This window comes from Micromonospora sp. DT68 (assembly GCF_049847245.1).
Lineage (GTDB): Bacteria > Actinomycetota > Actinomycetes > Mycobacteriales > Micromonosporaceae > Micromonospora > Micromonospora profundi.
Genome location: NZ_JBNCNZ010000014.1, coordinates 36823 through 57892, shown reverse-complemented (window position 1 = coordinate 57892; position 21070 = coordinate 36823). Strand labels below are relative to the sequence as shown.

Sequence of the window (21070 nt, the reverse complement as noted above, 5' to 3'; positions counted from 1 at the left end):
CTCGTCCGCCCTCGGGTTGCTGCCCACGCCACGGTTGGCGTTGTTGGTCAGCGGTCGCCGGCCCACGCATGAACCGGACATGAACACCTCTCCGGCACGGGCCGTCTGACCTCGGGCTGAACCGATCGGCGTGACGGCACGTATACCCGAGCGGACGCACCGCCGGACCCCGCGCCGGAAGTGAGGAGACCGCCATCAGCGACCACGACGCCCAACTGCTCCGGGCGCTGCACGACGAGCACGCGGAAGCGCTGTACGCGCACGCCCTGCGGCTCGTCAACGGCGACCGGCAGCGGGCCGAGGACCTGGTGCAGGAGACGCTGCTGCGAGCCTGGCGGCATCCCGAGTCCCTCGATCCGCGACGCGGCTCCGTACGCGCCTGGCTGTTCACTACCGCCCGCAACCTGGCCATCGACGCCTGGCGGCGACGGTCCACACGGGTCGGTGAGGTGTTCACCGACGAGCTGCCCGAGCCGCCGGACGCCGTCGACGAGGCCGAGCGCGCGGTGGAGGCGTGGACGGTCGCCGAGGCGTTGAACCGGCTCACACCGACCCACCGTGAGGTGCTCGTCGAGTGCTTCTACCAGGGGCGGTCGGTGGCCGAGGCGGCGTCCCGCTTGGGGGTGCCGCCGGGCACCGTGAAATCGCGCACCCACTACGCGCTGCGCTCACTACGGTTGGTCCTGGCCGAGATGGGGGTGACGGGATGACACGGTGCGAGTTCGCGCACGACGACGGCGCGTACGTGCTGGGCGCCCTGGCTCCCGCCGAGCGGGCGGCGTACGAGCGGCACCTCGGAGGGTGCGCCTCCTGCCGGGACGCTGTCGCCGAGATCGCTGTGTTGCCCGGGCTGCTCGGCCGGCTCGACCCGGCGGGCCTGGAGCAGTTCCTGCCGCCGCCGGCACCGCCCCGGGTGCCCACGTTGCTGGAGGAGGCACGGAACCGTCGACGCCGCGAGCGGTCCGCGACGCGCCGCCGGTACGCGCTGACCGGGCTGGCCGCCGCCGCGCTGGCGGTCGTGGTCGGTGCCGGCACGGCAGCCGTGCTGCCCCGCCAGACCGCCCCGCCCCGCACCCCCGACGCGCAGGCCACCCGCCCCGGCCCGCAGGCGTCGATGGTCGCCATGCGGCCTGTGGCGTCCACCGGGCCGGTGCACGCCGAGATCGGGCTCAGCGGCACCAAGTGGGGAACCGTCGTGACAATGCACTGCGGCTACGACGCGCGGACCAGTTACGGCAAGGCGTACCCGTTCCGGTTGGTGGCGCGCGGCCCGAACGGCGCCAGCGAGCAGATCGGCTCGTGGCTCGCCGCTCCGGGCGACGACCTGCGGTTCACCGGCATGACCCGGTTCACCGACGCCGAGCTGGTGAGCGTCGAGCTACAGCGGGCCGACGGGACACCTCTGCTTACCTACCTGGTCCCCTGAGCAGGTAGGTCAGGCGGCGACGACGGGCACCTCGGCAGCGGCGGCACGCGTGCGTGCCCGATTATGGCGGGCGTGCCGGACGGCGTCGGCGGTGAAGACGACGAGGGCGACCCAGACCAGCGCGAACCCGGCGAGGCGGGCCGGTGGCATCGGTTCGTTGAAGATCAGCACGCCGCAGACGAGCTGGAGGATCGGCGCCACGTACTGGATCATGCCGAGGCCGGTCAGCGGCAGCCGGTTGGCGGCGCCAGCGAAGAGCAGCAGCGGGATCGCTGTGGCCGCGCCCGCCAGCACCAGCAGGGCGGTGTGCCCGGCCGACACGTGCCCGAAGGTCAGCTCTGCGTTGCGGGTCAGCCAGGCCAGGTAGCCCAGCGCGGGCAGCGCCAGCACCGCCGACTCGACGAAGAGCCCTTCGGCAGCCGGCAGCCCGAGCCGCTTCTTGACCAGGCCGTAGCCGGCGAAGCTGAAGGCCAGCGTCAGGGACAGCCAGGGCAGGTGGCCGTAGTCCACTGTGAGCACGGCGACCGCCGACCCACTGATGCCCAACGCCACCCACTGCATCGGGCGCAGCCGCTCCCGCAGCACAGTGACCCCGAGCAGCACCACCACGAGCGGGTTGATGAAGTAGCCGAGCGCGGTCTCCACCACCCGACCGGAATCGACCCCGTAGATGTAGGTGCCCCAGTTGACAGCGATCAACGCGGCAGCGGCCACGATCCCGGCCATCGCCCGCGGCCGGCCCAGCAGCGCCCGCAGGAAGCCGACGTTGCGCAGCGCACCCAGCAGCAGGGCCACGAAGACCACCGACCAGACGATCCGGTGGGCGAGGATCTCCATCGGGCCGGCGGGTTGCAGCAGCTTGAGGTAGAGCGGAAAGAACCCCCACATCAGGTACGCGCCGAAGCCGTAGAGGTATCCCAGGCGGAGAGGCGTCACGTCTCCACCGTAAGGGGTGAGCTGCTGCTTTGTTCCTTTCCGGTGAGCGGGGTCACGGGTGGCCTCCGGTCGAGGTTCATCCACCGCTCCGGGGCGTCCAGCGGCGTGAAGCCCACCCGCGCGTACACCTCGTGCGCGTCGTTGGTGCACAACAGGATCCGGCGTACGCCCAGGTCGGCCAGGTGGTCGCGGACCGTTTCGGCCAGCCAACCGCCGAGCCCGAGACCCCGGGCGGCGCGGTCGACGTACACGTCGCAGAGCCAGGCGAAGGTGGCGCCGTCGGTCACCACCCTGGCCACAGCTACCTGACGGCCGTCCCCGGGCCGGTAGACACCGAACGGCAACGACCCCGCGAACGCCCGGACGACAGTGTCCCGATCCCGCCCCAGCGCCCAGTACGCGTCGGTGGACAGCCAGTGATGGACCAGATCCAGGTCGAGCCGGGCGGGATCGGTGCTGATCAGGTGGCCGTCGCTGCGGGTCGAAGAGAACACGTCGGCGACGCTAACCGACCTGGCCAGCCCGCGCGCCGACCAATTCCCGGAGTCTGGTCAGCAAACCGCCCGGCTCCGTCGGAGCCGGGCGGCGCAGGTCGGGTGATGGTCGGTCGTCGGTCAGTCCCGGTCGAGGACGGCGCCCAGGATCCAGGTCACGATGCTCACGAACAGGGCACCGAGCACGGCGGCCGGCCAGAAGCCGTCCACCGAGAACGGCAGCCCGGCCTGGTCGGCGATCCAGCTGGTGAGCAGGAACAGCAACCCGTTCACCACAAGCGCGATGAGGCCAAGGGTGAGCAGGTAGAAGCCGCAGCCGACGGTCTTGATGATCGGTTGGAGCACCGCGTTGACCACACCGAAGATCGCCGCCACCAGAAGCAGCGTGGTGACCGTCTCGACAGTGGAACTCGATTCCAGGTCGATGCCCGGAATGACGAGTGTGGCCAACCAGAAGGCCAGCGCCGTCGTGGCCAGCCGAATCAACAACCCCTTCAGAAAACCCATGGCCGGGATCGTGCCACGGACCAGCCAGCGACGTAACCGGCCGGTTGACCATGCGAGGCCGGGCTCACCTCCGCGCCGGCCGCCCGATCAGCTGGGCTTCGATAGGGGTGGGGGAGAGCAGCGCCCAGCGCAGGGCACGGCGGTTCACCACCGCCACCATGTCGTCCCGGATCCGGGTGAGCCAGTCAGCCGAGCCGCCCAGCCCCAACGCCGCACCGGCAAGCACGGCCTCCGCCGCGTGCAGCGGCTGAAGCACCGCCAGGTCGACGCGGCTCAGCGCGTCCACATCCGCCGGGGTCAGCTCGTCGCGCACCACGAGGGTGGCCCGCCACCGAGGGCCCGGCTCGCTCTCGACGGCCACCGGCCCGGCGTCGACAACAAGCAGCAACGGCCGCAGCGCCGTGCCCACCCCGTCGGCGACCGGCCGACCCGGCGGGATCAGCGGGATCGTCCCGCCCGGTGCACCCACCCCCCGGACGAACGGCTCCCAGGCGCGCGGTCGCGCCGTCTGCACCACTACCAACGCGCCAAGAGCCATCGCCCGCAGCGCCACCAACTGGGCGGCCCGCACCCCACCCACCAACAGCACCCGTGTGCTCTCCGGGCGGAACAGCCGCACGGTGACCGCGCCGCCGTGCCGGTTCGTGCCGACCATCATTCCGGCCCCGCCCAGGGTCAGCTCCCAGTCGTCGAGCGCGGGCCCCGGCTGCGCGCCGGGGGCGGCCAGCGCCAGCGGCAGCGTGCCGGCCAGCCCGGCCAGGTGCGCGCCGTCGAGCCGCCGCAGCCCACCACCGAGGCCGGTCACCAGGCGCTCCAGCGCCTCGACGGCCACCGTCAGCTCGGCAGGGGTTCCCGCCGCGAGGCGTACCGTCAGCTCGGTCGGCGTTTCGCCCGTGCCGCCGGCCGGCGGCGGGCCGGCGCACAGTGACACAGTGGTCGCGGTCGCCGGCAACGCGAGGAGCCGGGGCACCAGCGGCCGCGCGGCGGCACCGCCGGCCTCCGGCCAACGGACCAGCCGGAACGTGGCCTGGACCAGGGTGCCGCACCGCAGCACCGGCCAGGACTCCCGCACCGGGCCGCCATCGAGATGGGCCAACTCGCTGAGAACGCGAAGCGCAGCGGGTACGCCGAGCGGCCGGGCGTTCAGCGGCCCGAGTCGACGGACGATCCGGCGCGCCGTGCCGGCGAGCACCCGGCGCAGATCCTCCTCCGACCAGCCGTCCACCCGCAGCACACGGACCGCCAGCACCGCCCGCTCCCGCCCGGCGAGCCGACCGTCGGTGAGCTGCCGGTACGACGTGCCGACCGTTCCGCCCGCCGCCGGCACGGGTGCCGGTGTGCCGGAGAGCAGCAGCTGGATCCGCAGTGGCGGGACGTCCGGCCCCGGCGTGGGCAGCAGCGCGGCCGGTGCGGGGATCGCCCGGGACGCGTCCCCCAGCAGATCCCCCGGGTCGCCGAGCTCCAGCAGCACCACCAGGCCGCCGGTGTCCTCCAGAACCGCCGCCGGCCCACCGGACAGCTCCGTCGAGCGGATCACCGCACCCGGCGCCACCAGGTCGAGTAGCTCGGTGGGGCCGGCCTGCCCGGCCAGCGCCCGGCGACGGGTCAGGTGCCCACAGGCTGTGCCCAGCCACTCGAAGAGCCACCGGCCCCGGACCCTGACCGCGGCGACTGCCACGAGCAGCACCGCCGCCAGCAGGGCCGCGACCGTGAGCGGCGTCCCCCGGTCCAGGGCGGCCACGACGAGTGCGACGGCGACCTGCCCGGTGACCAGTTGGCCGGCGCGCAACCCGCTGCCCGGTCGCCCTCCGACCGGAGCCCTTCGGGCGACAGACCGCCTGCGTAGTGCGTCGCGCTCGTCGGCGCCGCCAGACGTGCCCGGCCTGGTGCCGACGCGTGTGCCGTGCCCGGTGGGCGCGGGCCTGCCGGTGCCAGTGCCTGTTTCTGGGGCGCTGGACGGGTCGCTCCAGGTGGGTGCGGTCGGCCGGCCAGCGGGCCAGGTGCCGGCCGCGCCCGGGTCGGAGCCGACCGGGACCGCTGGCTGCTGCCCTCCGGTGGTGATCGCCGGCACGGCACCTCCTCGACCAGTGTGGACCGTGTCGAGGCGGCAGGCCCCGGCCGGCCGAATGGGCCCGCCGGTCCGCTGCGGGACCGCTCCGGCGGCCCGTCACACGCCGCGACATGGCTGCTGCACATCGTAAGTGACCGATGGCCTTCGTAGTTGTCCACAGGGGAGTGGAGCGGGGTAGCAGAACCGCTACCGTGCCGCTACCGTCAGCCACGAAGTTCATCGCTGACCCGCGTCCACCGTGCTCATCGACCGGGCCACGCGAGCGATGCGCCCCCACGGCGAGCGCGTCGACGGCCAGACACGACCGAGGAGACGAGGTGACGTCCGGGTGTCCCAAACCCAGGCAGAAGCGGCGGTGATGCAGCAGACCGCTGCGAAGTTCGAGCAGGTGGACCAGTCGTTGCAGTCCATGCTTACCGGCCTGCTGGCCGAGCTGGAGGTGTTGCAACAGGCATGGCGTGGCGCCGGAGGGCGCTCGTTCGAGCAGGTCAAGCAGCAGTGGTCGCAGGACCAGGCGGCGCTGCACCGGGCGCTGCGGGAAACCGCCGGTGCCATCCGCACCGCCGGCCGGCAGTACGACGTCTCGGACGACGAGGCGGCCAGCCGGGTGTCCGGCACCAACCGTGGCGGCATCCAGCTGCCGCTCTGACCCGCTGGAAAGGGAGCTTCGATGGACAACGGTGTGCTGGTCGTCAACTTCGCCGCGCTGCAACAGGCCGGCGCTGACATCCAAAAGGCGCTGAACACGCTCGACTCGCAGCTCGGCCAACTCGAACGCGACGCCGCCCCTCTGGTGGCCGGCTGGGCGGGCGAGGCACGACAGGCGTACGAGCAACGCCAGAAGCGGTGGCAGTCCGCCTCGCAGGACCTCCAGGCGATGCTGCGCGCCATCAAGTTGGCGGTGGACGACTCCGCCGCCGACTATCTGGACACCGAGAAGAAGAACACCGGGCTGTTCCAGTGAAACCGGCGGGCCGGGAGCGCTGACCGACGTCGCGTCGGCGCTCCCGGCCGCCTTCCCTGATGATGAGCCGCCCGGGTTGCGGCACGCCGGCTGCGCGCGGTGCCGGGGTCAGGTCGGCTCGGCCGGACGCCAGCGTCGACGTGCCCCTCGGGGCAGCACCAGGGCGAGCAGCACCACGGCGACCGCCACAGTGCCGATCACCGCGCCGACCGCCAGAGCCCGGTCCCGTGCCGTGGCACGGCGTTCCTGGCGGGCGAGCAGCACCGGGTCGGCCCGGTCGTCGGCAAGCGCGGCAACCGGCCGAGGGGCCGTGGCGCCGCCGCCGGTCTCGGTGACCGCTCGATAGGGGTTCAGCACACCGGCGCCGTACCCGCCGCCGTGGCCCGCGCCGGGCGCCGGGTCGGCCGTCGCGACGATCCGCTGCGCCACCTGAGCGGCGGTCAACTCGGGCCGGTACGACCGCAGCAGCGCAGCGGTGGCGGCCACGAACGGCACCGCGTAACTGGTGCCCTCGACCCGCTGGTGACCCTGACCGGGTGCGGCCACAAGCACGTCGCTGCCCGGTGCCACCAGGTCGACGTACGCGCCGATCTGGGAGAAGGCCGCCCGTGCGCCGTCCACGGCGATCGCACCCACCCCGAGCACACCGTCGTACGCGGCGGGGAACGGGCGAGGGTTCCCGCTGTCGTGCAGGTTGCCGGCGGCGGCCACAAGCACCACGTCCCGGTCAAGGGCGTACTGCACCGCGGCGCGGACCTGCGGGTCGTCGGTGTACAGCACGACGGAGAGGTTCACCACGTCGGCGTCGTGGTCGACGGCCCAGCGGATCGCTCGGGCGAACTCGTCGGCGCTTACCGTACGTCCCGATTCCCGCCCCTGCACCACCTGCTGCTCACTCACCCGTACCGGCAGGATCCGGGCACCCGGGGCGAGGCCGTGGAAGGCGATGCCGGATCGGGGGGTCGCCGCGATGATGCTCGCGACGCCGGTGCCGTGGCCGGCGCAGTCCCGCCCGCCGTCCCCGCCCGGGTCGAGCAGGTCGGTGCCCGCCCGCACCCGTCCGGCCAGTTGAGGATGCACCCGGTCGACCCCGGAGTCGACGACCGCGACGGTCACTCCGGCTCCGGTCGTCAGCGGGGTGAGCCGTGCGGGGTCGTACCGTTGCTGTGGCCAGGGTGTGGCATCCACCGGCCGGACGGGCGCGAATGGGGTCGCGCAGGCCGGTGCCTCCCGGAGTGCGGCGTGAGCGGCCGCGGGCGGAAGGACCGCGCCGGTCAGCAGGGCTGCCGACAGACCGGCCAGGACCGGGCGCGCGATCGACAGCGACATCGACGGCCTCCGTATCGTGTCGGCTCCGGAACGGGATGTTATCGCCTCGCCGACACCTCGGCGGGCCGCCGCCGGCCAGCCATTGTGATCTTGATACCACCTTGTAGGTTGTACGCGATACCTGTGGCCTGTTCTCGGAAGGGGAGGTGGCCGTGACCGAATGGGAGCCGGCCACGGAGGCCGAGGTGGCGATGCGGGAAGCCCTGCGCGCCAATGACCAGGAGCTCTACTTCCGCCTCCTGTCCCGTACCGATCTGTTGTTGCCGGTCTCCGCGCCGACGCCGCCCGGCCAGCCGCCCTCCGGTTGGGGCACCTGGACCACCGGCGGCCGGACCCACGTACTGGCCTTCACCTCCTCCGCCGCGCTGCGCGCCTGCCTCGGCGAGCACACCGCCGGCACCCGCCGCGTCCCGTTCGCCGACCTCGCCCTGGGCTGGCCCAACCATGAGTGGTGGCTCGCGGTCAACCCGGGGTTGCCCGTCGAGGGCTACCTGCCGGCCTGGTTCGTCTCCCAGCTCTCGCGTGGCGATGTCCGGCTGCCCGGCCGGGCCATGGGTGCCCGCGCACGGCTGGAACGCGCCGAGACCCTGGCCCGGTCCAGAGCCGGTACGACCAGCCGGGATGCCGCACCCGGCACCGGGCCGGCACCGGCGGCCACCCCGTCCGCGCGTCCCTCGCCGACGACCGCCGTCCCTCCGGTAGGTGGGTCGACGGTGCCGACCCCCACACCTGGGACGGGCGGGTTGTCGCGAGGGTCCGGTGTGGACGACATGCCCGCCGCCGGCCAGCGGCACCCGACCGGCCCGCCCCGGCCGGCGCGATCCGATGCCGGCGCATCCCGGTACGCGGCGTTGGCTCCCCCCGACCGACCCGCTCCCGTACCGACCGACTCGGCCGGCGCGGGCTGGCCGCCCGCGAGCCGGCCGGCCGCCGACACCGACGACCCGGCTGCGGCCAACGGCAGTGTCCCGGACGGTCGGCGCTCCTTCTTCGAACCGACATCGGGTCGGAGCCGTCCGTCCGGCACCACCCCCGGTGACGTCCGCCCCGGCGACCGCGCGGTGCCGCCATCCCGGTTCGCCCGGGGCAGCCAGCCCTTCCCGCGCCGCCGCCCCGCCGACGACGGCCCCACCCGGGCCTTCCCGATGCCGCCACCGGCCACCGCCGGGCCACCGGCCGGCGACCTGGGCGCACCCAGAGGGGTACGCGCGCCCTCGGCGAGCGAGGAGGCCACCCAGCCTCTGCCACCCCGCCGCCCCGATCCGCTGGCTCACGAGCCCACCCGTGCCTTCCGGGTGCCCGGTACGGCCGCCGGCGCGCCTGCGCCGCACCCGGCCGGGCGACCCTCGGAGGACGAGACCCAGGCGATCCCGCGCGGCCGGCCGATCGACCCGCGCCAGTTCGAGCCCGCGGAGGAGGTACCGCCATCGGTGGCGGAGCCGGTCTCCGGGCCGCCCGGTTCACGGCGGGGCTTCACGCCCATCGTCATCGAGGGCACCATCATCGAGGCCCGCGACCTCACCGACACGCCCGAACCGGACGCCCGGGTCGAGGCAGCCCCCCGCCCCGGCCCGACCACCGCCCCGCCACCGTTCGACAAGCCCGACGCGCCTGCCCCCGACGCGCCTGCCCCCGACGCTCCTGCTCCCGACCCGGCGCCGTTCGGGTCGCCTGCTCCCGACCCGGCGCCGTTCGGCACGTCCGCTTCCGACGCGCCGCCGTTCGGTTCGACTGCTCCCAACGCGGCGCCGTTCGGGGCTTCCGCTTCCGACCCGGCTCCGCCGGTCCGACCTGTGCCGTCCGAGCCGAGCCTTTTCGAGCCTGCGGCCGCGCGCCGGATGTCCGCGCCGGCAGACGCCGGCCCCGACGTGGTCGGCGAGCGTCCGGTGGATGCCGACGCGGGTGGCCCGCGCGCCGACGACCGTGCCGGCACCCCGGTCGTTGATGAACGCGCGGGCTTCGGCGCGTCGCCCGTCGACGTGAGCGGTGCGGGCCGGATCGACTCGGACTGGATCGGCGCGGACCGGCTCGGCGGGGACGACCGTGCGGCGCCGGTAGGCGAGCACGTAGGGAGCCTGCTTCCCCCGATCGCTCCGAACGTCAACGGATCACCCTCCCCAGCGGCTGCGGACGGTGAATCGCCCTCCCCGGTGGCTGCGGGTGCCGATGGGTCGCCTTCCCCGGTGGATGCGGGCGCGGCCGGGTCGTCCCTCCCGATGGCTGCGGGAGTCGATGGCTTTCCCTCCCCGGTGGGTGCGGACGCTGGTGCGTCGCCCTACCCGGTGGACAGCGGCGTGGAGACGGCACGCGTCGACGCGACCGCCCGCGACAGCGCAGCGCCCCCGGTCGCGGACGGGCAGCGCCCACCGGCCGACGCGCCAGCGCCGGTGGACTTCGAGCCGGCAAACACCGTCGAGGAGGACCTGCTCAGCGCGGCCGGTGCCGGCAGCACTGACACGTTCCTGTCCACCCTTCTGCTGGCCCGGGTGCTGCTTCCGGCAGCACCGGATTCGGCGCGCGGCAGCCGGCCCGGCGACCCCGGTTTCGTCTGGCGCACCGCGCAACTCGACGGCGAGACGTACGTAGTGGTCTACACGTCGCCGGAGCGCCTCGCCGACCACACCGAGGGCGATGTCGACACGGTCCGGGTGAAGTTCGCCCAGCTGATCCGGCGCTGGCCGGACGAGGACTGGTCGTTCGCCGTCAACCCGGGCACGCCTGTCGGTGCCAAGCTGCCCGGCGAGCAGATCGTCGCGCTGGCCAACTGGGCCGCCGAGGTGGGACTCGGCGACGACCTCGAAGTGGATCCGCAGGAGCCGGCGGCCGTGGAGGAACCCGCTGCCCGCCCTCGGTACGCCCCGGCTGCTGTCGACCCGACCCGTCCGACGGTGATGCAGAAGGCGATCGCGCCGAGCCAGCTCGCGTACTACCTGGAGCGCGGGTACGACAGGGTCTCCGGTTTCGTGCACCGTGCGGGGGAGTTGGCGCACCTGACCACGCCTGCCGAGCTGCACGACGCGCTCGGTCTCAGCTACCCGGGATCGCCGTTCGTGCGGGACGCCGAGGAGATCTACGTGTTGCGCTGGCCGGCGCACCGGCCCAGCCTCTACCGGATCCCGTACGGCGGGCAGAACGAGGCGGCGATGCGGGCCATGGAGGGCTGGGTAATCGAACGCCCGCCGTTCCGCGGCAACGGGTTCGCCCCCGGCGAGAGCAGTGACGTGGTGGCGGAGTTCAAGGTGGACAGCGTGCGGCTTCCGCACGGCGCGCAGCTCTGGCGGATCGGTGGGGACGGCACCGAGCGGGTGGTCGCGGTGCTCGACACGGACGCCGTGGTGTGGCGACGGGTCGGGGAGGCGTGATGCGGGACGGCTACGTGGCCCGCTGGCGGGGCCGGGAGTATCAGGCAAGCCCGGACGGCGACGACATCCGCCTGTACCAGCCGGAGCCGGCTGAGGGCTTCGAGGAGGTCCGGCCCGGCCGGTACGTGCGGGTGCTGCCGGCGAGTGAGATCGAGGACCTGGCGTACGTGCGGACCACCTGCACGTGGCAGGGGCAGCCGTTCATCGTGCTCGGTGAGCACGACGCGTGGCTTCGCGTGGAGTACACGGGTGGGCGTTGGCCGGTGGCCGAGGCGATGCGGTTGGAGGTCTTCGACTTCGGCGTCTACCAGGGTTGGGCGCCGGCCGCCGAGGTCACCGACCTGCGGGAGCAGCGGGTCTGACAGTTCAGGACTTGGCCCAGCGCAGGATCTCGCCGAGCACCAGATCCGGGGCCTCCAGGTGCGGAAAGTGGCCCACCTCGTCCAGTAGCCGCCACTCGTAGGGTGCGACGACGTACCGGCCCGAACCGAGGGCGGTACGCGGCAGGGCGGCGACGTCGCGCGCGCCGTGCAGTTGCAGGGTGGGTGTGACCAGGGGCTTCTGCATCAGGCGAACGAACCGGTAGCCGTGCAGCCGCAGCGCCGATCGGAACGCCCAGCGGTATCCCTCCATGGCGCAGAAGGCGGCCTGCGGAATGCGCATGGCCTCCCGGCACCGCTCGGCGTACGCCTCGAAGTCCTGGCTGACGGTCCAGCGCGGCCCGCCCCAGCGGCGCAGGATCTCCCCGACTGCCGCCGCGCCGTCGCGGGTCAGCACGTGCTCGTAGCGGGGGAGTTGGAACTTGAGCGCGGAGGTGGAGGCGGCGAACTGGCCGCGCGGGTCGGCGAAGATGGCGGCGCGCAGCCGAAGCGGGTGCGGTGCCCCCAACACCACGAGTCTGCGGACGAGGGACGGGTGGAACGAGGCCACCGTCCAGGCGACCATGCCGCCGACGCCACTGCCGACCACCGTCGCGGACCGTTCGCCGAGCGCGCGGATCAGTCCGGCGACGTCGGCGGCGAGTGTGTAGCCGTCGTACCCTCGGGGTGGTTTGTCGCTGGCGCCGTAGCCGCGCAGGTCGACGGCGACCGCCCGGAAGCCGGCGTCGGCGACCGCCGGGAGCATCTGGTGCCAGGCCCACCAGTGCTCGGGGAAGCCGTGCAGGAACAGCACCATCGGCCCGGTGCCGGCCTCGACCACGTGGAAGCGGCTGCCGTTGGCGCCGACGAAGCGGTGCGTCCACGGCCCCTCGGTGAGGACGCAGGATTCGTCGACGGCGTCGCCGCGCTGGTCGGTCATGCGCTCAGCCTAGGTCCCGTGGCACAGGGCACGGTCCGGGCCCGTCCGGGGTGGTCCGCTGTTCGACCGGCGACGGTACGGTGGCTCACTCGGAGATGATGCTTCTGGCCAGCCCTGGGCCGCAGCTGATCCGTGCCCGCGCGGGTCCGATCCGCAGCGTGACGAAGCTCCCGGTCCGTAGCTCGCCGGCGTCCGGGCCGTGCAGGGCGTATTCGGTGCCGTCCTCGCTGACGAGCCGGTAGCAGGGGCCGGTGCCGCCCTGGGTGATGGTGCCGCTGATCAGGTCGGTCTGCCGCAGGTCGCTGGGCGGGCTCGGCTTGGCAGCGGGCGGGCGCATCGTCGGCGGCACGGTGGAGGACAGCGGAGGGTCGGTGACGGACGGCGACGGCGGTGCTGGAGGGGCGGTCGCGCCCGACGCGGACGGGTCGGTCGGGGGCGGCGTCGGTGTGATTGTCGGCGTGAGCGGGGTGGTGCCGCCCTCGGCGGGTGTGGTGGCGTCTCGGGGGCTGGCGCACGCGATAATCGTCAGCAGCGGGAGAAGCAGGAGCAGGGCGCGGGGGGTTGTCAGCACGTCTCTTCGACGCAGGTCAGGGCGCTGCGGTTCCGGCGGGAGGCCAGCTCGGGCGGCGTGGGCCCGCTGGTGTCGGAAACGGCAGCGGCGCCCGGGGAGAACCCCGGGCGCCGCCGTCGTGCTGCTGCGGTACTAGGAGATACGGATCTTCATCGAAGTGCCGTCCTGCTCCTGAACCTTGATCTTGACACCGGCTGCGGGAAGCTTGACGCCGTGGTTCGGCAGCTCCTCGTAGAAGTACTGCTTGGTGTCGTCGAACAGCGGCTCCGCGTCCTGGCCACGGATGTACTGCGGCTGGCTGTTGAGGCGCAGCGTGAACGAGTCGGCCTTCTTGAGGCTGAACGGCGCGTCGTACATCTGGATACGAGCACGCCAGGGAGCCCCGGTCAGGTTGTAGATCGGGCGCGGGTGCGCGTCGATGTACAGGTTCCGACCCTCACCCGGGTGGGCGACGGTGTTGTTGTCGGGCCAGCGGGTGTTCCAGTACGAGATGAGCAGGCCCTCCTGGTACGCGTAGTGGTCCACCCAGTCCGGGCGGGTGTTCGCGTAGCCGAAGAAGTACGGGCCGGTCTTCAGGTACTTGTCGTACGAGACGTACGACCGGTTGCCAGCGATGTAGTAGTTGTCGAACAGCCGGGTGTAGGTGGCCCCGACCGCCTCCCAACCCTTCAGGTCCCAGCCCGCGGCAGCGGTCTCGGCACCGTCGCTGAACACCGTCGCGCCGTCCGCGGTAACGGTGATCGCGTCACCGAAGAAGCCACCCTCGGCGACACCGCCGTCGGTGACGTAGTGCAGGCGGATCTGCGCCACCTTGCCGGCGAGCGACGTCAGCGGGATGTTGATGTCCGCCCACGCGCCGTTGCTGCTGCCGTCGAGGGCCGGGCGACCCGCGCCGTCCACGCCGATCGGCTCACCGTTGACCGTGCCGTCCAGGTCGACCCAGGTCTGGCCGCCGTCGGTCGACGCTTCGAAGTAGAGGTAGTCGTAGTTCTCCTCGATGGCGTACTTGCCCTTGAGCGACATCGCCGCCGAGGACTTGCCGGTGAGGTCGAACGTCCTCGTCATGGTCTGGTTGAGGTTGTCGTCGTTACCGGAGAAGTACTGCTTGGAGCCCTCGAACGGTGCGCCGTAGTTGAACGTGTATTCCCGCTTGGGCAACACCACCACCACTGCCTGCGCCTTGGCGGAGTTGTATTCCTGCGGGCCGAGGTCCAACGTGCGCTTCTGCCCCGCCACGACCACCTCGTAGTCGAGCCAGCCGAGCTGGAGCTTGTTCCACGCACCGAGGTCGCCGCCGCGCTCGCCGATGCCGCCGTCGTTCTTGGCGCCGAGCCGGCTCTGGGCCATCAGGGTCCAGTGCTCGTTGCTGTTGTCGGCCGGTCCGTAGTCGTCCGGCAGGCCCAGGTCGTGGCCGTACTCGTGGTAGAAGACGCTGCGGCCACCGTTTTCCGGCTGGATCGTGTAGTCGCGGATCCAGACGCCGGTGTTGCCGATCTGGGTACCACCGATCGGGAAGTTCGGCGGGCCGACCGGCGAGCTGTTGAACGCCGACCAGCGGTGGCTCCAGATGGCGTCCTCACCCTGCTGCGGGTCACCGTCGGCCTGGTCGCCGCCGGAGTGGACGATCTGGAAGTGGTCGATGTAGCCGTCCGACTCGTTGAAGTCGCCGTCACCGTCGTAGTCGAACCGGTCCCACTGGTCGTAGGACCGCATCTCCTCGGCGATCTGGGCGTCCGTCCGGCCCTTGGCCTTCTGGTCGGCGACCCACTGGTTGGCGGCGTCGCGGATCAGCGCCCACGTGTTCGAGCAGACGTTGTCGCCGCAGACAGCGGGGTCGCCGGTCGGGTCGTTGTCGGCCTTCGGGTCGTCGGAACGACCGTAGCGGGCCTCGTTGTACGGAACCTTGACCCAGTCGGTGACCTGGCCCTCGACCGTGTAGCGGCCGGAGGACTGGGCCTCGTAGTACTGCTTCAGCGACTCGTCGCCGGGGTTGGTGCCGAAGTACAGCTGGCGGAAGTGATCCGGGCTGTAGTCCGGCTGCCAGACGGTGGAGTTGTCCACGGCCCGGTTGGGCTGCGGGATCTGGTTGTGCAGAGGACCCTCGAAGGTCGCCGGGCCGGCGATGTTCGGGTTGAGGTCCTTGTCCGGGTAGGACGGGTGCCGCTGGTTGCCGAACTCGGCCAGGATCACGAAGATCTTGTCGGTCCGCTCGCGCTGGAGCTCGACGTACTGGTCCTCGGTCGCCTGCGCGGTCGCGGACCGGGCGTTGGCGTTGGTGTCCGCCTTGCCGACCTGACCGACCTTGACGACCGTGCTGCCGTTGCGCTGAATCGGCTTGCTGCGCCCGCTCAGCACGTCACTGAGACCCTGCTGACGCAGCTCACGGCGCTTGGCCTCGAGCTTGTCAGGGAGTTCGTCCTTCAGGAGCTGCGGCTCGGCGGCGGTCGGAGCTGCTGCCGGCAGTTTGGGCTGAGGCGCCGCCGAGGCGGACGGGCCGAAAGCCAGGCCTGTCGCCGTCAGTGAGAGCCCGAGCAGACCCACTGCGACTTTGCGCACGTGGTACCTCCGGTGTGAGGGAACCGGCCCAACGGGGGTACGGGCCGGTGATAGATCGATCCCACTAGTGGGACCAATGGTGAACATAGACACTGCTGCGTCGGGTGGGAAGACGAACGCGTCGATTTGTTTCAAGATTTTGTTGAGAACGCTTTTCACCGTCACACCTGCGCGCCCCATCTGGGCGTGGACCAGGATCGATGTGCCGCGAGCGGCTACAGCGACGCATTTCGATAAGCGTGATCAGGTATGCGACAGTGGGGCCGGCGGCGTTCCCGCCACCGGCCCCACCGATACTGCTTGTCAGTTGCGGGAAACCGTCACCGCCTCGCCGAGGTGACGTGGATCGTGGCGGACGTGTTGTCCCGCGCGGCCTTCTTGATGGTGAGCGAGACGCCGTAGTTCACGCCCTGGTCCCCGGGGTTACCGGTACCCAGCACGATCGCACCGCCGCCAAGCGTCACGCCGTAGAACTCCGGCGCCGGGCGACCGTCCGGGTAGGTGACCCGGGTGGTGTACGGCGCGTTGTCCCGCGACGGGAGCACCACCGAGGCGTCGTTGTCCCGCGCGTACGCGGCCCCGTCGCGCATCTCGATGCCCGGGTACCAGCCCTTGGCGTCGGTGAAGCCCTTGACCGGCGGCAGCGCCTTGAACTTCGTGCAGTACGCGCTGTACGGCTCGTCCGCCGCCTCGAGGCACTCGGTGAAGGGGTACGTCGGCTTCAGCGAGAACGCCGCGTTCGACGACTGTGGACGGCTCGGCAGGTTGTCCGTCACCGACGGGTCCTTCACCGCCGCCTCGCCGGTGCGCCGGTACGGGTCGAAGTGCGAGTCAACGATGAGCAGCCCGCCCTTCGCCCCGTAGCTGGGCAGCGCTGTCATCTGCCCGGTGACGTGGTTGACGTCGCCGAGCGCGGTGTCCCGGTACCAGACCAGCATGCCCGGCGCGTTGTACGAGATCCGGTCGACCTTCCACGCCTCGTGCGAGTAGATCGTGTCGTAGGTGTACTTCAGGCCCTCGTCGAAGCCGTCGAAGTTACGCCACTCGGCCAGGTAGTAGTGCGCGTGCACCTCGGTGCCACTGCTGACCTTCCAGCCCGCGCCGGTGGTGTCGACCCAGGTGCCGCCGGTGGCGGTCCAGCCGTTGTCGCCGCCCTCGACGTCGTCACTCCAGGTGGTGGCGCCGCCGCCGGTGACCGCGAAGTCGTCGACGAACCAGTTGCGCTCCTCGAACGCCTCGTCGGTGGCCAGCCGCAGCCGCAGTTGGACCGTGGTGCCGGCGTACGCCGACAGGTCCACGTAGTCGTGCCGCCAGCCGTCGGTGCTGCCGGTCAGGCCGTACTTCTTGCCGCCGAAGTCGTTCATCCGGCCGTTCGGGTCGGGGTAGCCGTCGGGCGTGGTGACCGCGGTGCCGGCCTCGTTGTAGACCTTCTGCTCGCTCCAGGTCGTGCCGCCGTCCGTGGACAGCTCGACGAAGCCGTAGTCCCAGTCCTGCTCGATGATGTAGTTGTTCCACATCCAGAACTTCGCGTCGGCGGCCGCCGGTACGTCGACCGACCGGCTGAGCTTGACGTCGGCCCAACCCTGGTCGTTGTTGCTGTGCCACATCTTGCTGCCGCTGTGCGGGGTGGCAAGCGTGGTCACCTTGTCCGGCAGGTCGACCTTGATGCCGTCCTCGGTGCGCACCGGCGTACGCGAGGTCTGCCCGACCTCCACTGTGCGCGGGCGCGAGCCCGGCGTCACGGTCAGCGGGTCGGCCCAGCCGAGCACCCACTTGTCCCAGATGCCCATGTGCGTGGGCAGCGCCTGGAAGATCTCACCCGAGTGCGAGCCGGAGGCCATCAGGTCCCAGAAGTCCACGTCGGAGTCGGCGTTGCCGGACGTGTCGTAGAGGTCCGGCAGGCCGAGGTCGTGGCCGAACTCGTGCGCGAAGACGCCGACGCCGGCATCCTCGGGCTGCACGATGTAGTTCGACACCTTCAGGTTGGTGCCCGGGATGCTGTAGCCACCGGCCACCGAGGAGGAGTGCGCCCACACGGCGTACGTGCCCTCGGCGCCACCGCCGCGGGACTTGCCCTGCCCGGCGTGCACCAGCACGAGGTGGTCGATCACGCCGTCCGGCTCGAAGAGGTTGCCGTCGCCGTCCCGGTCCGCCTGGTCCTCGATGTCGTAGTCGGCCCACGGGAAGCTGGGGTCCTGCGCGGCGAGCGCGTCGATAGCGTCCGTCGCCAGCCGGCCCGCGCCGGCCGGGTTGTCCGGGTGCCCGTTCATCGACTGCTGGCGGCCGGCGACCCAGTTGCCGTTCTCGTCCTGGAAGCAGCGCGACGCCGCGTACCAGCCCTCGGAGTGCGGCACGGTGATCCAGGGGCTGGCCTGCCCGTCGACCGTGTACGCGTTCTTGGACATCTCCAGGTACATGTTGTGCATGGTGCGGCCGGAGAGGTCGATGCCCGGCTTGCCGTCCGGGCCCCTCAGGTCCTTGCGGACCCGCTCGGTGATGCCCTTCTTGCTGTACAGCATCTTGTCGTAGTGCGACGGCGAGAAGTCCGGCACCCACATCGAGTTGTTGTCCTCGTGCGGCAGGGTCGCCGGGTTCGCGATGTTGTTGTGCTTCGGGCCGTTCTGGACGGTGCCGGGGACGCAGGTGCGGTCCTCGAACACCGTCTTGGGAACCATCACGCCAGTGAAGTCGTCGTTGGCCTGGTCGTTGAATTCCACGAGCAGCGTCAGCAGCTTCGCCGTCTGGGTGGAGGGCGCCTTCTTGATCTTCCGGGGGTTCTTGCCCGTCTTGATCGACTTGGCCTCGATCTTGGCCAGTTGACGGGCGGTCACCGGGTTGCCCCGGGCGTGCTTCTGGTCGAACGCGCGCGCGGCGTCGACGCCGGGCGTGTAGACGCCACCCTTGCCCTTGACCTCGCGGCCGTTGGTGTCGGTCTGCACCTCGGGCTCGGCGTAGTTGATGTAGAACTCGTCCGCACCGATCACCGCCTGCGGGGTGGTGGCCGACGACTGGGCCGCCGCACTGCCGGTCACGGTCAGTGACGTGGCCGCGAGGGCGATGGCGGGTAGCGCGACGAGTAGTCGTCGCCGCGCCCCGGACTGCGGTTTGTGGTTCATGCCGCTCCATTTCTCGGGCATGGGGAGAGGGAAGCTGGAGTCGCCGTACATCGATGTGATGAACGTCGAACTGTCCCAACCTGCGTGAACCTAAGGCACAACCGGCCGAAAGGACAGAGGTGGCCCACCGCCTGTGCCCGTTCAGCCGCTCCCGGCTCATCCGACTGACCGATGTGACGCTGGTGGGGCCGTGCGCGCCGTACCCGTAAGAAATGACGGAGGGTGGCGGTCCGTCCGGACCGCCACCCTCCGATGTGTACGCCTGCTGTCAGTCCTCGTCGGACTTCGTGCCACTCATCCCCGACGAGATCAGGTCCATCACCGACGAGTCCTGCAACGTCGTCACGTCGCCGAGCGACCGGTTCTCCGCCACGTCCCGCAGCAACCGGCGCATGATCTTGCCGGAGCGGGTCTTCGGCAGCTCCGGCACCAGCATGATCTGCCGCGGCTTGGCGATCGGGCCGAGCGTCTTCGACACGTGGTTGCGCAGGTCCGCGATGAGCTGCTCACCGGCCTCGCCGGCGATGTCGGTGCTGCCGCGCGGAATGGCGAACGCGACGATCGCCTGACCGGTCGTCGGATCGGTGGCACCCACCACCGCCGCCTCGGCCACCGACGGGTGCGACACCAACGCCGACTCCACCTCGGTGGTGGAGATGTTGTGCCCGGACACCAGCATCACGTCGTCCACCCGGCCGAGCAGCCAGATGTGCCCGTCGTCGTCCTTCTTCGCCCCGTCACCGGCGAAGTACATGCCCTCGAACCGCGACCAGTACGTCTCGATGAACCGGTCGTCGTCGCCCCAGATCGTGCGCAGCATCGACGGCCACGGCTCCCGCAGCACCAGGTAGCCGCCACCGCCGTTCGGCACCGACTGGCCCTGGTCGTCCACCACGTCGGCCACGATGCCCGGCAGAGGGGTCATTGCCGAGCCCGGCTTGGCCGCGGTCACCCCCGGCAGCGGGGAGATCATGATGGCGCCCGTCTCGGTCTGCCACCAGGTGTCCACAACGGGCAGCTCACCCCGGCCGACGTGCTGCCTGTACCACATCCACGCCTCGGGGTTGATCGGCTCGCCGACGCTGCCCAGCAGCCGCAGCGACGACAGGTCGAAGCCCGCCGGGATGTCCTCGCCCCACTTCATCATCGTGCGGATCAGCGTCGGCGCCGTGTAGAGGATGCTGACCTTGTACCGGTCGACGATCTCCCAGAACCGGCCCTTGTGCGGAGTGTCCGGGGTACCCTCGTACATCACCTGCGTGACGCCGTTGGAGAGCGGCCCGTACACGATGTAGGAGTGGCCGGTCACCCAGCCGATGTCGGCAGTGCACCAGTAGACGTCCGTCTCCGGCTTCAGGTCGAAGACCGCATGCGCGGTGTACGACGCCTGCGTGAGGTAGCCGCCGGTGGTGTGCAGGATGCCCTTCGGCCGGGCCGTCGTGCCACTGGTGTAGAGGATGAACAGCGGGTGCTCGGCGTCGAACGGCTGCGCGGTGTGCTCGGCCGACGCCGGCTCCACAGTCTCGTGCCACCAGCGGTCCTTCGCCGTCCAGGCCACGTCCTCGCCGGTACGGCGGACCACGAGCACGTGCTCCACCGACGGGCAGTTTGCCACCGCCTCGTCCACTGTCGGCTTCAATGCCGACGGCTTGCCTCGCCGGTAACCACCATCGGCGGTGATCACCACCTTGGCGCTGGCGTCCTGGATGCGGTTGCTCAGCGAGTCGGCGGAGAAACCACCGAAGACCACACTGTGCGCGGCACCGATCCGGGCACACGCCAGCATGGCGACCGCCGCCTCCGGAATCATCGGCAGGTAGATCGCCACCCGGTCACCGGCGGTCACCCCCAGGTCGGTGAGCGCGTTCGCCGCCCGGCAGGTCAGCTCGTGCAGGTCGGCGTACGTGATCGTCCGGGTGTCGCCCGGCTCACCTTCCCAGTGGATGGCCACCTTGTCGCCCCGGCCCGCCTCCACATGCCGGTCCAGGCAGTTGTACGCCACGTTGAGCTGCCCACCGACGAACCACTTCGCGAACGGTGGGTTCGACCAGTCGAGCACCTCGTCCCACTTCTTCGACCAGGCCAGCCGGTCGGCCTGCTTCGCCCAGAAAGCGAGCCGATCACTCTGCGCCTCCGCGTACGCGTCGACTGTGACGTTGGCGTGCGCGGCGAGTTCGGCCGGCGGGGGGAACTGGCGCGTCTCGTTCAGCAGATTGGCCAATGCCTCGCTCATGCCGTGGCTCCTCATCCTCGGGGTGACCTGGGTCTCGATGGCCAGAAGGGTAGTCGCGCGGTACCTGAGCGGCGAGGGCCACCCGTCCCCTCGCGCCGAGCGGCCCTCGCCGCGCGCCCGGCGGTGCCCTGCGCTGGGCGGTGCCTTGATCGACACGGGTTCCTTGAAATCGGGGTATCCCACGCGGCTGGACACCCCGATTTCAA

At 71.3% G+C, this 21070-nt stretch carries 16 protein-coding genes; 6 read left to right on the top strand and 10 right to left on the bottom strand.

From position 1 onward, the window contains the following. Nucleotides 1-215 precede the first annotated feature (215 nt). Complete coding sequence (locus ACPXB1_RS22985; RefSeq protein WP_053652241.1) at nucleotides 216-710, top strand: sigma-70 family RNA polymerase sigma factor; 495 nt, start codon at nucleotides 216-218, stop codon at nucleotides 708-710. Beyond that, a complete protein-coding gene (locus ACPXB1_RS22980; RefSeq protein WP_355627542.1) occupies nucleotides 707-1426 on the top strand; it encodes an anti-sigma factor family protein in 720 nt (239 codons plus the stop codon). The genes ACPXB1_RS22985 and ACPXB1_RS22980 overlap by 4 nt, the downstream gene beginning before the upstream one ends. A 9-nt stretch (nucleotides 1427-1435) precedes the next feature. Here ACPXB1_RS22980 and rarD read toward each other — a convergent pair whose 3' ends face one another. From rarD to eccE, 4 genes are all read right to left on the bottom strand, one after another. Then, nucleotides 1436-2362 carry an EamA family transporter RarD gene (rarD, locus tag ACPXB1_RS22975; protein ID WP_355627545.1) on the bottom strand — a complete coding sequence of 309 codons (927 nt, stop codon included), beginning with the start codon at nucleotides 2360-2362 and terminating at the stop codon, nucleotides 1436-1438. Beyond that, nucleotides 2359-2856 (bottom strand): GNAT family N-acetyltransferase, encoded by a 498-nt coding sequence (locus tag ACPXB1_RS22970; protein ID WP_355627547.1) that lies wholly within the window; start codon nucleotides 2854-2856, stop codon nucleotides 2359-2361. The genes rarD and ACPXB1_RS22970 overlap by 4 nt, the downstream gene beginning before the upstream one ends. A gap of 120 nt (nucleotides 2857-2976) precedes the next feature. Further along, nucleotides 2977-3363, bottom strand: a complete 387-nt coding sequence (locus ACPXB1_RS22965) for a phage holin family protein (protein ID WP_355588083.1) — start codon at nucleotides 3361-3363, stop codon at nucleotides 2977-2979. Between the two features lie 64 nt (nucleotides 3364-3427). Then, on the bottom strand, nucleotides 3428-5152 hold the full coding sequence (gene eccE / locus ACPXB1_RS22960) for a type VII secretion protein EccE (protein WP_425735789.1): 1725 nt from the start codon (nucleotides 5150-5152) through the stop codon (nucleotides 3428-3430). A gap of 610 nt (nucleotides 5153-5762) precedes the next feature. Between eccE and ACPXB1_RS22955 the strand changes: the two genes are divergently transcribed. Beyond that, a complete protein-coding gene (locus ACPXB1_RS22955) occupies nucleotides 5763-6083 on the top strand; it encodes a WXG100 family type VII secretion target (RefSeq protein ID WP_355588085.1) in 321 nt (106 codons plus the stop codon). A gap of 21 nt (nucleotides 6084-6104) precedes the next feature. After that, the gene (locus ACPXB1_RS22950; protein ID WP_355588087.1) at nucleotides 6105-6398 is read left to right on the top strand and encodes a WXG100 family type VII secretion target; all 294 of its coding nucleotides are present in this window, start codon (nucleotides 6105-6107) and stop codon (nucleotides 6396-6398) included. Between the two features lie 108 nt (nucleotides 6399-6506). Here ACPXB1_RS22950 and mycP read toward each other — a convergent pair whose 3' ends face one another. Continuing rightward, nucleotides 6507-7727 (bottom strand): type VII secretion-associated serine protease mycosin, encoded by a 1221-nt coding sequence (mycP, locus tag ACPXB1_RS22945; protein ID WP_355588089.1) that lies wholly within the window; start codon nucleotides 7725-7727, stop codon nucleotides 6507-6509. A gap of 152 nt (nucleotides 7728-7879) precedes the next feature. Here mycP and ACPXB1_RS22940 point away from each other — a divergent pair, with 152 nt between their 5' ends. After that, complete coding sequence (locus ACPXB1_RS22940) at nucleotides 7880-11089, top strand: SseB family protein (protein ID WP_425735768.1); 3210 nt, start codon at nucleotides 7880-7882, stop codon at nucleotides 11087-11089. Continuing rightward, nucleotides 11086-11451: a hypothetical protein gene (locus tag ACPXB1_RS22935; RefSeq protein WP_053652250.1), complete on the top strand. Its 366-nt coding sequence runs from the start codon at nucleotides 11086-11088 to the stop codon at nucleotides 11449-11451. The genes ACPXB1_RS22940 and ACPXB1_RS22935 overlap by 4 nt, the downstream gene beginning before the upstream one ends. A 4-nt stretch (nucleotides 11452-11455) precedes the next feature. Here the strand turns inward: ACPXB1_RS22935 and ACPXB1_RS22930 are convergent, their stop codons facing one another. The 5 genes from ACPXB1_RS22930 to acs form a co-directional block, all read right to left on the bottom strand. Next, nucleotides 11456-12388: an alpha/beta fold hydrolase gene (locus ACPXB1_RS22930; protein ID WP_355588093.1), complete on the bottom strand. Its 933-nt coding sequence runs from the start codon at nucleotides 12386-12388 to the stop codon at nucleotides 11456-11458. A gap of 85 nt (nucleotides 12389-12473) precedes the next feature. Beyond that, complete coding sequence (locus tag ACPXB1_RS22925; protein WP_355627553.1) at nucleotides 12474-12959, bottom strand: hypothetical protein; 486 nt, start codon at nucleotides 12957-12959, stop codon at nucleotides 12474-12476. A gap of 132 nt (nucleotides 12960-13091) precedes the next feature. Continuing rightward, nucleotides 13092-15500: an immune inhibitor A domain-containing protein gene (locus ACPXB1_RS22920; protein WP_355627587.1), complete on the bottom strand. Its 2409-nt coding sequence runs from the start codon at nucleotides 15498-15500 to the stop codon at nucleotides 13092-13094. A gap of 335 nt (nucleotides 15501-15835) precedes the next feature. Further along, nucleotides 15836-18631: an immune inhibitor A domain-containing protein gene (locus tag ACPXB1_RS22915; RefSeq protein WP_425735767.1), complete on the bottom strand. Its 2796-nt coding sequence runs from the start codon at nucleotides 18629-18631 to the stop codon at nucleotides 15836-15838. A gap of 268 nt (nucleotides 18632-18899) precedes the next feature. Next, nucleotides 18900-20864 (bottom strand): acetate--CoA ligase, encoded by a 1965-nt coding sequence (gene acs, locus ACPXB1_RS22910; RefSeq protein ID WP_425735766.1) that lies wholly within the window; start codon nucleotides 20862-20864, stop codon nucleotides 18900-18902. Nucleotides 20865-21070: the final 206 nt, after the last annotated feature.

What these genes read in the sequence shown, in the direction of transcription:
- ACPXB1_RS22950 (WP_355588087.1), top strand. Translation starts at nt 6,105, where the DNA reads ATGGACAACGGTGTGCTGGTCGTCAACTTCGCCGCGCTGCAACAGGCC.
- ACPXB1_RS22965 (WP_355588083.1), bottom strand. Translation starts at nt 3,363, where the DNA reads ATGGGTTTTCTGAAGGGGTTGTTGATTCGGCTGGCCACGACGGCGCTG.
- acs (WP_425735766.1), bottom strand. Translation starts at nt 20,864, where the DNA reads ATGAGCGAGGCATTGGCCAATCTGCTGAACGAGACGCGCCAGTTCCCC.
- mycP (WP_355588089.1), bottom strand. Translation starts at nt 7,727, where the DNA reads ATGTCGCTGTCGATCGCGCGCCCGGTCCTGGCCGGTCTGTCGGCAGCC.
- ACPXB1_RS22915 (WP_425735767.1), bottom strand. Translation starts at nt 18,631, where the DNA reads ATGAACCACAAACCGCAGTCCGGGGCGCGGCGACGACTACTCGTCGCG.
- ACPXB1_RS22930 (WP_355588093.1), bottom strand. Translation starts at nt 12,388, where the DNA reads ATGACCGACCAGCGCGGCGACGCCGTCGACGAATCCTGCGTCCTCACC.
- ACPXB1_RS22980 (WP_355627542.1), top strand. Translation starts at nt 707, where the DNA reads ATGACACGGTGCGAGTTCGCGCACGACGACGGCGCGTACGTGCTGGGC.